The organism is Xenorhabdus griffiniae, assembly GCF_001028135.1.
Taxonomy (GTDB): Bacteria; Pseudomonadota; Gammaproteobacteria; order Enterobacterales; family Enterobacteriaceae; genus Xenorhabdus; species Xenorhabdus bakwenae.
Window position 1 is genome coordinate 28,872 of record NZ_LDNM01000030.1, and the last position, 12,636, is coordinate 41,507.

The 12,636-nt window shown below is 45.8% G+C and carries 13 protein-coding genes and 1 pseudogene; 7 read left to right on the forward strand and 7 right to left on the reverse strand.

Annotation, left to right across the window (positions count from 1 at the left end; genetic code table 11):
- The first annotated feature begins 100 nt into the window (after positions 1 to 100).
- Entirely contained in the window at positions 101 to 1,018 is a 918-nt protein-coding gene (locus tag AAY47_RS07970; RefSeq protein ID WP_047768683.1) for a 1,4-dihydroxy-2-naphthoate polyprenyltransferase, read from the forward strand.
- Between the two features lie 108 nt (positions 1,019 to 1,126).
- The gene (rraA, locus tag AAY47_RS07975) at positions 1,127 to 1,624 is read left to right on the forward strand and encodes a ribonuclease E activity regulator RraA (RefSeq protein WP_047768685.1); all 498 of its coding nucleotides are present in this window, start codon (positions 1,127 to 1,129) and stop codon (positions 1,622 to 1,624) included.
- Positions 1,625 to 1,680: 56 nt separating this feature from the next.
- Here rraA and zapB read toward each other — a convergent pair whose 3' ends face one another.
- Positions 1,681 to 1,923 (reverse strand): cell division protein ZapB, encoded by a 243-nt coding sequence (gene zapB / locus AAY47_RS07980; protein ID WP_047768623.1) that lies wholly within the window; start codon positions 1,921 to 1,923, stop codon positions 1,681 to 1,683.
- A 326-nt stretch (positions 1,924 to 2,249) separates the two neighbouring features.
- Between zapB and AAY47_RS07985 the strand changes: the two genes are divergently transcribed.
- Together AAY47_RS07985 and glpK are read left to right on the forward strand one after the other, a co-directional pair.
- Positions 2,250 to 3,047 carry an MIP/aquaporin family protein gene (locus AAY47_RS07985; protein WP_047768625.1) on the forward strand — a complete coding sequence of 266 codons (798 nt, stop codon included), beginning with the start codon at positions 2,250 to 2,252 and terminating at the stop codon, positions 3,045 to 3,047.
- 25 nt (positions 3,048 to 3,072) lie between these two features.
- A complete protein-coding gene (gene glpK / locus AAY47_RS07990; RefSeq protein ID WP_047768627.1) occupies positions 3,073 to 4,596 on the forward strand; it encodes a glycerol kinase GlpK in 1,524 nt (507 codons plus the stop codon).
- Between the two features lie 89 nt (positions 4,597 to 4,685).
- Here the strand turns inward: glpK and emrD are convergent, their stop codons facing one another.
- The gene (gene emrD / locus AAY47_RS07995) at positions 4,686 to 5,873 is read right to left on the reverse strand and encodes a multidrug efflux MFS transporter EmrD (RefSeq protein ID WP_047768629.1); all 1,188 of its coding nucleotides are present in this window, start codon (positions 5,871 to 5,873) and stop codon (positions 4,686 to 4,688) included.
- A gap of 348 nt (positions 5,874 to 6,221) precedes the next feature.
- On the opposite strand from emrD, the gene fpr reads away from it, so the two are divergent.
- Positions 6,222 to 6,968, forward strand: coding sequence for a ferredoxin--NADP(+) reductase (gene fpr, locus AAY47_RS08000; protein WP_047768630.1), 747 nt, complete (start codon positions 6,222 to 6,224; stop codon positions 6,966 to 6,968).
- Here fpr and AAY47_RS08005 read toward each other — a convergent pair whose 3' ends face one another.
- Complete coding sequence (locus tag AAY47_RS08005; protein ID WP_047768631.1) at positions 6,969 to 7,403, reverse strand: DUF805 domain-containing protein; 435 nt, start codon at positions 7,401 to 7,403, stop codon at positions 6,969 to 6,971. It lies immediately after the preceding gene.
- Between the two features lie 46 nt (positions 7,404 to 7,449).
- Here AAY47_RS08005 and AAY47_RS08010 point away from each other — a divergent pair, with 46 nt between their 5' ends.
- The gene (locus tag AAY47_RS08010; RefSeq protein ID WP_235428318.1) at positions 7,450 to 8,082 is read left to right on the forward strand and encodes a DUF1454 family protein; all 633 of its coding nucleotides are present in this window, start codon (positions 7,450 to 7,452) and stop codon (positions 8,080 to 8,082) included.
- A gap of 145 nt (positions 8,083 to 8,227) precedes the next feature.
- Positions 8,228 to 8,995 carry a triose-phosphate isomerase gene (tpiA, locus tag AAY47_RS08015; protein WP_047768632.1) on the forward strand — a complete coding sequence of 256 codons (768 nt, stop codon included), beginning with the start codon at positions 8,228 to 8,230 and terminating at the stop codon, positions 8,993 to 8,995.
- A gap of 94 nt (positions 8,996 to 9,089) precedes the next feature.
- Here tpiA and AAY47_RS08020 read toward each other — a convergent pair whose 3' ends face one another.
- From AAY47_RS08020 to AAY47_RS08035, 4 genes and pseudogenes are all read right to left on the reverse strand, one after another.
- Entirely contained in the window at positions 9,090 to 10,100 is a 1,011-nt protein-coding gene (locus tag AAY47_RS08020) for a sulfate ABC transporter substrate-binding protein (RefSeq protein ID WP_047768634.1), read from the reverse strand.
- 206 nt (positions 10,101 to 10,306) lie between these two features.
- A complete protein-coding gene (gene pfkA / locus AAY47_RS08025; RefSeq protein ID WP_047768636.1) occupies positions 10,307 to 11,284 on the reverse strand; it encodes a 6-phosphofructokinase in 978 nt (325 codons plus the stop codon).
- 157 nt (positions 11,285 to 11,441) lie between these two features.
- The gene (gene fieF / locus AAY47_RS08030) at positions 11,442 to 12,341 is read right to left on the reverse strand and encodes a CDF family cation-efflux transporter FieF (RefSeq protein ID WP_047768638.1); all 900 of its coding nucleotides are present in this window, start codon (positions 12,339 to 12,341) and stop codon (positions 11,442 to 11,444) included.
- A gap of 26 nt (positions 12,342 to 12,367) precedes the next feature.
- Positions 12,368 to 12,592, reverse strand: a pseudogene (locus AAY47_RS08035) (phosphatidate cytidylyltransferase); the annotation flags it as partial.
- Positions 12,593 to 12,636: the final 44 nt, after the last annotated feature.

Here is a 12,636-nt window from a genome sequence, read left to right on the forward strand (position 1 = left end):
CGCCGGACTTATGCAAAATGGGAGGCTTTTAGCCTCCCATTTTGCGATTTTCGATGGTATAAAATTTATTACATCAATCATAATGACAAACAGTGACAATATGAGCTTAACAACGTCTATCAGTCAGATGCAGGCATGGCTGGAAAGTTTACGCCCTAAAACGCTCCCACTGGCCGTTGCTGCCGTCATAACGGGTTCAGCCCTTGCATCATGGACAGGACATTTCAAATGGCCTGTCGCATTACTGGCTTTATTCACTGCGGCCCTGCTGCAAATTCTTTCTAACCTCGCCAACGATTATGGTGACGTCACCAAAGGCAGTGACACAGAAAATCGCATTGGTCCAAGTCGCGGTATGCAAAAAGGCCTGATTACCGCAAAGCAGATGAAAAGTGCATTGAAGCTCACTGTACTACTCTCTTGTTTATCAGGAAGTTCCTTGATTGCTGTAGCTTGCAATAACCCAAACGACATTATCGGATTCTTGATCCTGGGATTACTGGCGATTGTCGCTGCTATCACTTATACAGTGGGTACGCGTCCTTATGGTTATCTGGGGCTGGGAGACATTTCTGTCCTGATTTTTTTTGGCTACTTGAGCGTTCTTGGCACTTACTATCTGCAATCCGGTACTTTTTCCATAAGCACCGTTTTGCCCGCAACGGCCAGTGGCTTACTTTCCGTGGCCGTCTTGAACATTAATAACCTACGCGATATCGAAAATGACCGCCAAAACGGCAAAAATACGCTGGCTGTCCGGTTAGGCGGAAAAAAGGCTCGCTATTACCATGCAGCCGTTCTGCTAACTGCCATGCTCTGCCTTATCACCTTCACGCTTCTATACCTGAATAATTGGTTTAATTGGTTATTCCTGCTCGCTTTTCCTATGCTGTTAAAACATATGATACAAGTGCTGCGTGATCCAACCGCTGAAGGTATGCGTCCCAGATTGGTACAAATGGTCAAAGCAGCATTATTGACCAATATTCTGTTTTCCATTGGATTGGTACTGAATTAAGCGGGTAAGCATCGATTTTACCCATAGGTTTCAAGATTGATGGTTTTGCCAACACTGGCGTTAAAAGGATATACTGTTCGTTCCTTGCATAAACCAGACGTAAATCCCATGAAATATGATACTTCCGAACTTTGTGATATCTATCAAGAAGATATAAATGTGGTAGAGCCAATCTTCACCAACTTTGGTGGGCGGACTTCATTTGGTGGTCAGATCATCACAGTGAAATGTTTTGAGGACAATGGCCTCCTTTATGATTTACTTGAAGAAAACGGCCATGGCCGCATTTTGCTCGTTGATGGTGGTGGATCAGTACGCAAGGCACTCGTTGATGCAGAACTGGCTCAACTCGCCGTCAATAATGAGTGGGAAGGCATTGTCGTCTATGGCGCAGTGCGTCAAGTCGATTACCTCGCAGAACTTGATATTGGAATTCAGGCAATGGCTGCTATTCCTGCTGGCTCCAATAGCGAAGGGGGGGGAGAAAGTGATATCAGGGTGAATTTTGGTGGCGTCACATTCTTCTCTGGTGACTATCTCTACGCCGATAATACCGGCATTGTCTTATCAGATTTCCCTCTGGAGATTGATGAAGAGCTAAGTTAAAGGGTATATAAAAAGGGCGCAATTATCGCCCTTTTTCAGCTAATCCATTGGATACCTTATTGTACATCTTCCATCTTACCCAACAGAGTGCGTAAGCGTTCTTGCCATGCCGATTGTTCTTGTTTGAGCTGCTCATTTTCACGTACCAGAGCATCACGGCTATCTGCCATATTCTGGACATCCTGAGATAAGACTGCATTCTTTTCTTTTAATTCTTCAATTTCCATTTGCAGCAAAGTGATGGTATCAATCGCCTGCTGAACTTTAGATTCTAGCTTCTCAAAAACTTCAAATGACATTCTGGGGCCCCTCTTGTAAGCAATGTTATTGATTGTATTTAGCCTATTGACGTCTGTCTAGTTTCATCCTTGCAATGTGCGGCATAACGCGAAATATAACGACCAAACCCAAATGTCTGTAAGATCACATTTCCAGGCTCAATAAAACTGCAAATAAATGCGAATTCGCTCATTTTGTTGACGCAACACGCAGATTTCAATTTCGCTATTTCTCGTTTACGCGCATTAACGATAAATTCACAGGCACCTTTCTCTTAATACATAAAAAAGGACTCATAATTAATCACTCTCCCCCTGTACTTTGTTATTGGATATAGGATATAGAAATGAGCCAGACCACAACTCCAACATTATCAGGTCAATGCATTTCCGAATTTCTCGGTACTGCGTTGCTCGTTTTTTTTGGCTTAGGCTGCGTTGCTGCTGCCCGAATCGCCGGAGCACAACTGGGCTTATGGGAAATCAGCATTATCTGGGGCTTTGGCGTCGCGCTGGCAGTTTATCTCACTGCCGGAATTTCAGGCGCACATCTTAACCCCGCAGTGACCATTGCGTTATGCCTATTTGCCAACTTTGACAGAAAAAAAGTGCTGCCTTACCTCATTGCCCAAATGCTTGGTGGCTTTGTCGCAGCACTCATCATCTACATGATGTATTACAACCTTTTCCTCGATTATGAGCAAGTTCATAACATCGTGCGCGGCTCGCAGGAAAGTCTCTTTACGGCAGGAGTTTTCTCCACTTATCCAGCGGCCCAGCTCTCCGTATTTCATGCATTTATCGTTGAAGTTATTATCGCCGCCGTTCTGTTATGCCTGATCCTGTCCCTGACCGATGATGGCAATGGTATCCCACGAGGACCTTTGGCCCCTTTGTTAATTGGGATCCTTATTGCAGTTATCGGTGGCGCGTTTGGCCCACTGACCGGATTTGCCCTGAATCCAGCCCGTGATTTCGGTCCCAAATTAGTTGCTTACTTGACTGGCTGGGGAGACATTGCCCTCACTGGGGGCCGAGATATTCCTTATTGCCTTGTTCCATTAGTGGCGCCTATCGTTGGCGCGATTTTAGGTGCTTTTGGCTACCGCCAGCTGATTACTCGCCATTTACCACGCGAGATTTAAAATACATAAAACCAGGTTAATAGTTATGACAACAGAAAATACTACAGAAAAAAAATATATTGTTGCTCTGGATCAGGGCACGACCAGTTCACGCGCCGTTGTACTTGATCACGATGCCAATATTGTCTGCATCTCACAGCGTGAATTCCCACAAATCTATCCCAAGCCAGGCTGGGTAGAGCATGATCCAATGGAAATCTGGGCAAGCCAAAGCTCTACCTTAGTGGAAGTACTGGCAAAAGCCGATATTCGCTCTGATCAAATTGCCAGCATTGGTATTACAAACCAACGAGAAACAACCATTGTCTGGGAAAAAGAAACCGGTAAACCCATTTATAACGCGATCGTATGGCAATGCCGCCGGACAGCAGATATTTGTACCAAACTGAAACAGAAAGAGGGTCTGGAAGAATATATCCGCCACAATACCGGTTTGGTGATTGACCCTTACTTCTCCGGTACGAAAATAAAATGGATTTTGGACAATATCGAAGGTGCCCGTCAACGCGCTGAAAATGGTGAACTTTTATTCGGTACAGTCGATACATGGCTGGTCTGGAAAATGACTCAGGGACGTGTACATGTGACCGATTACACCAATGCCTCCCGTACCATGCTGTTTAATATCCATAATCTGGAATGGGATCAAAAAATCCTTGAAGAGTTGGGCATACCTCGCGTTATGCTGCCTAAAGTGGCTGCGTCCTCGGAGATCTATGGCCAAACCAATATCGGCGGTAAAGGCGGCACCCGCATTCCTATTGCGGGTATCGCAGGCGACCAACAAGCCGCTTTGTATGGGCAATTGTGTGTACACGCTGGAATGGCAAAAAATACTTACGGCACTGGCTGCTTCTTACTGATGAACACAGGTAAAGACGCCGTCCGTTCCAATCATGGCCTGTTGACAACTATTTGCTGTGGTCCACGCGGTGAAGTCAATTATGCACTGGAAGGCGCAGTATTTGTTGGAGGAGCATCCATTCAATGGCTGCGTGATGAACTGAAACTCATTGCGGATGCCACAGATTCAGAATACTTCGCAACCAAAGTCAAAGACAGCAATGGTGTTTACGTTGTGCCCGCCTTTACTGGCCTTGGCGCACCATATTGGGACCCTTACGCCCGTGGCGCTATTTTTGGCCTGACCCGTGGTGCCAATAGCAACCATATTATTCGTGCTACATTGGAATCCATCGCTTACCAAACCCGCGATGTATTGGACGCTATGCAGGCTGATGCGGGTTCACGTCTGCAAGCCCTGCGCGTCGATGGCGGTGCTGTCGCCAACAACTTCCTGATGCAGTTCCAGTCCGATATTCTCGGTACGCGTGTGGAACGTCCTGAAATACGTGAGAGCACAGCGTTAGGCGCGGCTTTCCTTGCGGGTTTAGCCGTCGGCTTCTGGCGGGATCTGGATGAAGTGAAAAGTAAGGCAGTAGTCGAAAAAGAATTCCGTCCAAGTATCGAAACGACTGAACGCAACCATAAATACAATGGCTGGAAAAAAGCCGTCGCCCGTGCCCAAGAGTGGGAAGATCGCGCCTAACCGCGAAATATAGCCAATTAAAGGCTCCGGCATTCTGACATTTTATGTACTTTGCCAGGGCCTTTTTAAAACACCGTGGTTTATCCATTTTACAAAATCGTATGTTTCTGACTCTGGAACTGCTGGGAAACGGGCAGCCAACAAAATAGGATCAGCAATGACATGGAAAACATCAACATCCCAACACTAAATTGGCTATTTTGCGGTAGCATCGCCGACAGCCACGTTGCCATACCTGAACCTACATTTTGCAATCCCCCGACCAAAGCACCTGCGGCTCCTGCCAGATAAGGGAAGGGTTCCATCGCTCCCGTCGTCGCCAGTGGGAACAACATACCTGCACCAAAAAAGAATAATGCGGCCGGTATCAACAAAGTCCAGATATTCATGATGCCAAACCAACCGGGCAACCACATCAAGATCCCCGCCAGCAAGCAACAGCTCACAGAGCGCCACATCAGCCGATAAAATGTTTTCCCTTCACGCCCCGCATACCATGCCCCAAAAAACGCTGCCGGAATTGGCAGAATAAACAAAATACTGACTGTTAGGCTATCCAATCCCAAAACAGCGCCCATCAACACACCGCTACTGGCTTCAAAAACGGCAATCCCAGCCAACCCTCCCACCAACATGATCAGGTAAGAGACAAAAGAACCCTGCGAGAGTAATTGGTGGAAAGAGATCAGCATCGTGCTATGTGCAGTCCCTGTGGGACGCGTCTCCGGTAAATGCCGGACCAGTAAGAAGGCAACAACAGCCCCTAGCATCAATAGAAACAAGTAACAGGAGCGCCAACCAAAATAGTAGGCAACCATCCCACCAATCATGGGAGCGACCAGAGGGCTAACCAATATAGCCATATTCAGCAAGCTATTGGCATAACGCAACGTCAGTCCAGTATATAAATCTCGCGGCATGGTACGCACCATCACACCTGCGACCCCGGTGCCCAATCCCTGTAATGCACTCGCAATCACCAGTACCAACAAGTTTGGAGCAAAAAAAGCACATATTGTCGCCACCAAATAAATCGACATGCCCACCAAAATCACAGGACGGCGTCCCACCTTGTCAGATAGTGGCCCATAAAAAAGTTGTGAAAACCCGTAAGAAAACAGGTATGCCGCCATTACCTGCTGAACTTCTCCCGCAGGCTTATTAAGATCACTTGCCATATCAGCAATAACTGGCACGTAGATTGTTTGCGTCATCTGCCCTACAGCGGCCAGGGCAATTAACATCAACAATAAATTAAAGTGTTCTATTTTTCTCATCGCGCTTTATTCAATCACCCATTGAAAACAATAACCCATAAAGCAATCACTCATTGCAAACAGCCGTAGTGAACCCCCAAGCTCTTAATAAAGAACCTGATGAATTGACTTCATTAGATATGATCCTCTTGGTAAATCTATATTTTTTCTTTGCAGTATACAATTTTACACGAAGAAAAAATTACAGATATATTATCTGGATATGTCAATAAAAATGTACATATCAAACCATAAAATTGGCAAAAATCCAGTTAATCGAACTGTAACACGTAATCGATAATGCTATCTCAAGTAATCACGTAGAATCGTTACAAAAAATCATCAATTCGTGTAGAGAGGTTAATCGTAATGGCAAATTGGGTTACAGGAAAAGTTACTGACATAACCAACTGGACAGATTCGCTTTTCAGCATCAACGTTCATGCACCAATAGAAAAATTCACCGCCGGGCAATTTGCAAAACTTGCACTGGAAGTTGAAGGAGAGCGCATCCAACGGGCTTACTCTTACGTCAACGCTCCCGATGACAATAATCTGGAATTTTATTTGGTGTCCGTGCCTGAAGGAAAACTCAGCTCCCGATTAGCTGCACTAAAAACCGGTGATGAATTGCTGGTAACAGAGCAAGCGGCGGGTTTTTTTGTTCTTGATGAAATCCCCGACTGCCAAACTCTCTGGATGCTTTCCACCGGAACCGCCATTGGGCCTTATCTTTCCATTCTCCAGCAAGGAACGGATCTGGAACGATTCGAAAATATCGTTTTGGTTCATGCCGCCAGATGGGGAACGGGTTTAAGTTATTTACCTATGATGCAGGAATTAGAGAAAAAATTTCAGGGTAAGCTGCGAATACAGACCATCGTCAGCCGGGAAAAATGGCCTGATTCATGCGTGGGCAGAATTCCGGCATTAATTGAAAATGGCGAATTGGAATCGGCTGTCGGCTTACCCATTCAGGCAGAAAACAGCCATGTCATGCTGTGCGGGAATCCCCAGATGGTCAGGGATACCCAACAACTATTAAAAGAGCAGCGTAATATGGCAAAACATCTGCGCCGTAAACCCGGCCATATCACCAGCGAGCAATACTGGTAATCAGTTTTCCTTGGCAGAAATATAATCAACCGTTTCTGCCATCTCACCAAAACGATTGGTGCCTTCCGTACCACGGAATACACCACAATCTAATATCATCATGACAAAAATCAGTGTCGGGACAAAACGACCAATTCCCCACTGCCATATTGGTGCCATTGCACTCCAGTCCAGCGACAGCAATACCCAGGCCAGTGCAATTAACAACACCCAGCCACCACGTTTATTCCGGTCATGCAGGCGTTTCGAAAAAATCGCCGTGGTCGGATACCATAGCAAAGCAACCCCAACCGCTGCATAATTCATGGGGAGAACATTCATTCCATGCAGTGTCAGGAGTATAAAGATCAAGGCGAAACAAATTCCGATACCGATCCAAAACTCTCGTCGTCCAATTCGGCCTTTGAATGAAAATCCCCATTGTTGTAATGTCATGTACTCTTTTCCAATTGTGGATGCTGTTTTTCCAGGATTTAACTCAGTGAGTAATAAGATGAAAACAGGCATGAATAAATTTCTGATGGCCATATTAATCGTTTTTGGCATCGGTTTGCCATTATCAGCCTCTGCCGATAAGCTTTCTGTCACACCAGAAATAAACTCACCGTTAGTCTACCTGCTGCCGGATTCCCCGACTTTCGAAGAAACCATCCCTGCCTTTCGGGAAAAATATAACAAAAGACACCCCGACATTCCCTTGTACGAATATCGGGTGATTGCAAGCAAAGATATTTCTCAGCCTTTTATCCGCGCCGCCAGTAAAATCAATGACAATATTTACTCTTCAGCGGTACTGGAACGAGGCAGCGAAAAGATTAAAAGCCTGCAACTTACCTTGCTGCCATCACAAAGTGAACAACAAAATGAACGAAACCGTATACTGGCAAAACAATATATCACGGCCCTGATCAGCCAATTCGAACCGACGCTTTCCGCTGAACAATCTCGGTTTCAATTGGAAAGGCTATTGCGGGCAGCAGAAAACCGCCCGGCTTTCAGTCAAAAAATGGGAGCAATGCGCTATATCATCGTAAACAGCCACGAAAATATAATGACCTTCGCAATTGAACCGATTAAGCTATCGTTATCTGACACAGCAGCAAATGAAAATTAGTGACACAGCGCAGAGCTATTCGCGTTGATGATCTTTATACTGTCGGGATTCCGCTTACAGGGGAATGACATCACCATAATGTCATCCAAAGAACGAGTATTCATTCATTTCGCAATTTGATTATTTTCTGGTTGGAGGGAAAAATATGCGACATCCATTAGTTATGGGTAACTGGAAATTAAATGGCAGTACCCACATGGTTAACGACCTGATTGCAGGCCTGCGTAAAGAACTGAGCAACGTTGACGGCTGTGGCGTCGCTATTGCACCACCAACAGTTTATGTTTCTCTGGCAAAAAATGCCCTGGCGGGTAGCCGTATCGCCCTGGGTGCGCAAAATGTTGGTGTCAATCTTTCGGGTGCCTTCACTGGCGAAACATCCGCAGAAATGCTGAAAGACGTCGGGGCCAAATATATCATTATCGGTCATTCTGAGCGCCGTACTTACCACAAAGAGAGCGACGAATTCATCGCGGAGAAATTCGCTATTCTGAAAGAGCAAGGCCTGATACCTGTTCTGTGCATTGGCGAAACTGAGCAAGAGAATGAAGCCGGTCAGACTGAATCCGTCTGCGCACGCCAAATCGATGCCGTTCTGAACACGCTGGGTGCCGAAGCATTCAAAGAGACGGTTATTGCTTATGAGCCAGTTTGGGCAATCGGCACCGGCAAATCTGCAACGCCGGCTCAGGCTCAGGCCGTGCATAAATTTATCCGCGACCATATTGCAAAACAAGATGCCGCTATCGCTGAACAGGTCATTATTCAATATGGTGGCTCGGTTAACGCCAGCAATGCAGCAGAGCTGTTCACCCAGCCGGATATCGACGGCGCTTTGGTCGGTGGTGCATCACTGAAAGCCGATGCGTTTGCGGTTATCGTGAAAGCCGCCGCAGAAGCGAAAAAATCTTAATTTTTTAATAAGTTAACCGCCACAAAGCTCTATTTGTGGCGGTTGTTTCTCACTTAATTCTGACTATTCAATTCATCCCCAATCGGCTCAATAATTAACGTCGGATAATGTCGTCAAAAGTTCCGCCTGTGGCAAAATGCGCTTTCTGGGCGTTATCCCAGCCACCAAAGACCTCATCAATCGTAAAAAGCGTCAAATCAGGAAAAACCGCGCGGTATTTTTCTGCGATTGCTTTATCACGAGGACGATAATAGTTCCTGGCGGCAATCTCCTGCCCAACCGGAGAATAAAGATATTTCAGATATTCGGTTGCCAGTTCGCGTGTTCCTCGTTTATCAACCACCTTATCGACAACAGAAACCGTTGGCTCTGCCAGAATAGAAATGCCGGGCGTCACAATTTCAAACTTACCTTTGTCCAACACATTAATTGCCAATAAGGCTTCATTTTCCCAGGCAATCAATACATCGCCAATGCCGCGCTCCACAAACGTATTCGTTGCACCGCGGGCGCCGGAATCCAGCACTTCAACATTTTTATAAAGTGCTTTCACGAATTCTTTGGCTTTAGTCTGATCCTGATTGTTATGCGCCAGGCCATATCCCCAGGCAGCCAGATAATTCCAACGTGCTCCACCGGAGGTTTTTGGATTCGGCGTAACCACTGCAACATCCGGGCGAATCAAATCCGACCAATCCTTAATCTGTTTAGGATTTCCTTTTCTCACTAAAAAGACAATGGTTGATGTATAAGGTGCTGAATTATCCGGTAGACGCTGAATCCAATTCTTATCAATGCGTCCATGCTCTGCAATGGCATTGACATCATAAGCCAAGGCCAGCGTCACAACATCCGCCTGAAGACCATTAATAACGGAAGTTGCCTGCTTACCGGAACCGCCATGTGATTGACGGATTTTTACATCATCCCCCGTTTTGTTATGCCAGTATTCGCGGAATGCCTCATCATATTGCTGGTAAAATTCACGCGTTGGATCATACGAGACGTTCAATAATTGCCGCTCTTTTGCCCATGCACTGTTAGTCATCAGTGTCATCGCCAACGCCACCAAGACTAACGTCGATACCACATACTCTTTTGTCATTGCCCATTTTGGGCCTCTATTTATACCCCTTGCATCCACGATAATATTTCCTCTAAGTTATTATGATTTCTCCATAAAAACTGACAGAAAGCGTTATAACGCAGAAATAATTTTAAATTTCTGCTTATGCATAAGAAGAATATGAGGAACGGGACAGCCAAATCATATGGCTGTCTCCAAAAGAGGATCTTACCGGTAGGAAAGGATTAGTAGAGCTTCTTCGCGGTTTCCAGCCACTCTTTCTTAAAGACACGCTGCATATTTTGCACCGCATCAATAATATCGTGATGAACAAGTTTCTCGTTCTGGATACCAACACAACGACCGCCGTGTCCTTCCAGCAGGAGTTGAACAGAATACGCCCCCATACGGGAAGCCAGAATGCGGTCATAAGCAACAGGCGCACCGCCACGCTGGATATGCCCTAATACCGTCGCACGGGTTTCATGGTGGGTTTCTGTCTCAATATATTTCGCCAGTTCAGCGACATCACAGACATGCTCAGTGATAGCAACAATCGCGTGACGCTTGCCTTTTTCAATCCCAACCTGAATTTCAGCCAGCAATTCCTCACGATCAAATGGAACTTCATTTTCAGGCAGAACAATAAATTCACATCCCCCCGCGATTGCCGCTGATAAGGTCAAATCACCACAATAACGCCCCATCACTTCAACAATCGAAATTCGTTTATGGGAAGTTGACGTATCGCGCAAGCGGTCAATCGCTTCAACCACCGTTTCCAGCGCGGTGAAATAACCAATGGTGTAATCTGTACCCGCAACATCGTTGTCAATGGTTCCAGGCAAACCGATGCAAGGGAAACCCGCTTCGGTCAGCTTTTTCGCGCCTAAATAAGAGCCGTCTCCTCCAATCACCACCAACGCATCAATCCCATTTTTGTGCATGTTTTCAATAGCAATTTCCCGAACCTTATCATCCCTAAACTCTGGGAAGCGGGCTGAACCCAAGAACGTACCACCACGGTTAATCATGTCGGAAACACTAAAGCGATCAAGCTTTTTCATGCGGTTTTCATACAACCCCAGATAGCCATCATAAATGCCATAAACTTCCAACCCTTCGGTTAAAGCGGCACGAACAACACCACGAATAGCGGCGTTCATGCCAGGCGCATCACCGCCACTCGTTAAGACTCCGATTCTTTTAATCTTGTTGATCATGATGACCTCTGACTTGTAGATATAATATTTGAAAAACCTGATTGTCACTGCATTAGCTGAATTGATTCAACTCTAACTATAATACGGAAAAACACCCAGTCTGCATCAAGATTATGCCTGTTTTTTGATGTTCTTTTGATTATGAATAAATTCCCCTTCAATCCCAGCGGTTTTTATGCTCTTCAGACACGACAGAGCAAGGATCTTGGTGAATAATAATATCGGCACCGGGAAATCTACTCCGCAATTTATTTTCAATCCCTTCGGCCAAAGCATGCGCTTGCACTAGTGGCAAATTATCAGCTATCTCCAGATGGAACTGAATGAAACGCGTCGGGCCAGATTGACGGGTTCGCAGATCATGCCCACCCGCTATACCTGGATAATTTTGGATGATATCAATAATCTCCTGTCGCTCTTCATCTGGCAAGGCGCGATCAAGTAAAGACTGTACAGCATCATAGCCCATCCGTAACGCACTATAGAGGATAGTGACTCCAATACCCAAGGCAAAGATTGCATCCGCACGTTTAAAACCATACAGGCTCAAAAGCAACGCCAGCAAAATTGCCCCATTCATCAATAGATCGGACTTATAATGCAACATATCCGCACGGATCGCCTGACTTTGCGTTTTACTGATCACCCATTTCTGGAACGTGACTAAACATAACGTGGAAATCAGAGCAATGACAATGACCCATATGCCTATCGCCGCATGTTCCAGTGGCTGGGGGGAATAAAGATGCTGGAAGCCCGTCAAAAACAAAAAAATTGCCGAACCGGAAATAAACATACTTTGCGCCAAAGCCGCCAGTGATTCAGCCTTACCATGCCCAAAAGTGTGTTCGTCATCAGCAGGTTGAAGTGAATAGCGCACAACAAAAAAATTCGTCAAAGACGCAGCCAGATCAACCAATGAATCCACCAGCGCCGCCAATAAACTCACCGATCCCGTCAACCACCAGGCAAAAATTTTCACGATCAACAATACACTCGCCAGTACCGTTGCCGCCAACGCAGCGGAACTGACCCATCGCCCATAATTTATACTCATGACTACCACCTTTCGGTTATTCTGTCTTAGGTATAAAAATAGCGCGTCAGATAGAAAAATATAGGGGCGGCAAAGCAAAGTGAGTCGATTCTATCCAACACTCCACCGTGACCTGCAATTATTCCACCAAAATCCTTCACTCCACTGTCTCGTTTAATCGCCGACATACATAATCCCCCCATAAATCCCAGCAGGGTGATTGCCAACGACATCAGTCCCGCCTCCCAAGGGGAAAAAGGCGTTACCCAGAACGACAACAGGTAACATCGTATTTTTATTCGTGCCTGTCTGGTGA

Bases quoted from the DNA above. Each gene is read 5' to 3' on its own strand.
- AAY47_RS07970 (WP_047768683.1), top strand. From the start codon at position 101: ATGAGCTTAACAACGTCTATCAGTCAGATGCAGGCATGGCTGGAAAGT.
- rraA (WP_047768685.1), top strand. From the start codon at position 1,127: ATGAAATATGATACTTCCGAACTTTGTGATATCTATCAAGAAGATATA.
- zapB (WP_047768623.1), bottom strand. From the start codon at position 1,923: ATGTCATTTGAAGTTTTTGAGAAGCTAGAATCTAAAGTTCAGCAGGCG.
- AAY47_RS07985 (WP_047768625.1), top strand. From the start codon at position 2,250: ATGAGCCAGACCACAACTCCAACATTATCAGGTCAATGCATTTCCGAA.
- glpK (WP_047768627.1), top strand. From the start codon at position 3,073: ATGACAACAGAAAATACTACAGAAAAAAAATATATTGTTGCTCTGGAT.
- emrD (WP_047768629.1), bottom strand. From the start codon at position 5,873: ATGAGAAAAATAGAACACTTTAATTTATTGTTGATGTTAATTGCCCTG.
- fpr (WP_047768630.1), top strand. From the start codon at position 6,222: ATGGCAAATTGGGTTACAGGAAAAGTTACTGACATAACCAACTGGACA.
- AAY47_RS08005 (WP_047768631.1), bottom strand. From the start codon at position 7,403: ATGACATTACAACAATGGGGATTTTCATTCAAAGGCCGAATTGGACGA.
- tpiA (WP_047768632.1), top strand. From the start codon at position 8,228: ATGCGACATCCATTAGTTATGGGTAACTGGAAATTAAATGGCAGTACC.
- AAY47_RS08020 (WP_047768634.1), bottom strand. From the start codon at position 10,100: ATGACAAAAGAGTATGTGGTATCGACGTTAGTCTTGGTGGCGTTGGCG.
- pfkA (WP_047768636.1), bottom strand. From the start codon at position 11,284: ATGATCAACAAGATTAAAAGAATCGGAGTCTTAACGAGTGGCGGTGAT.
- fieF (WP_047768638.1), bottom strand. From the start codon at position 12,341: ATGAGTATAAATTATGGGCGATGGGTCAGTTCCGCTGCGTTGGCGGCA.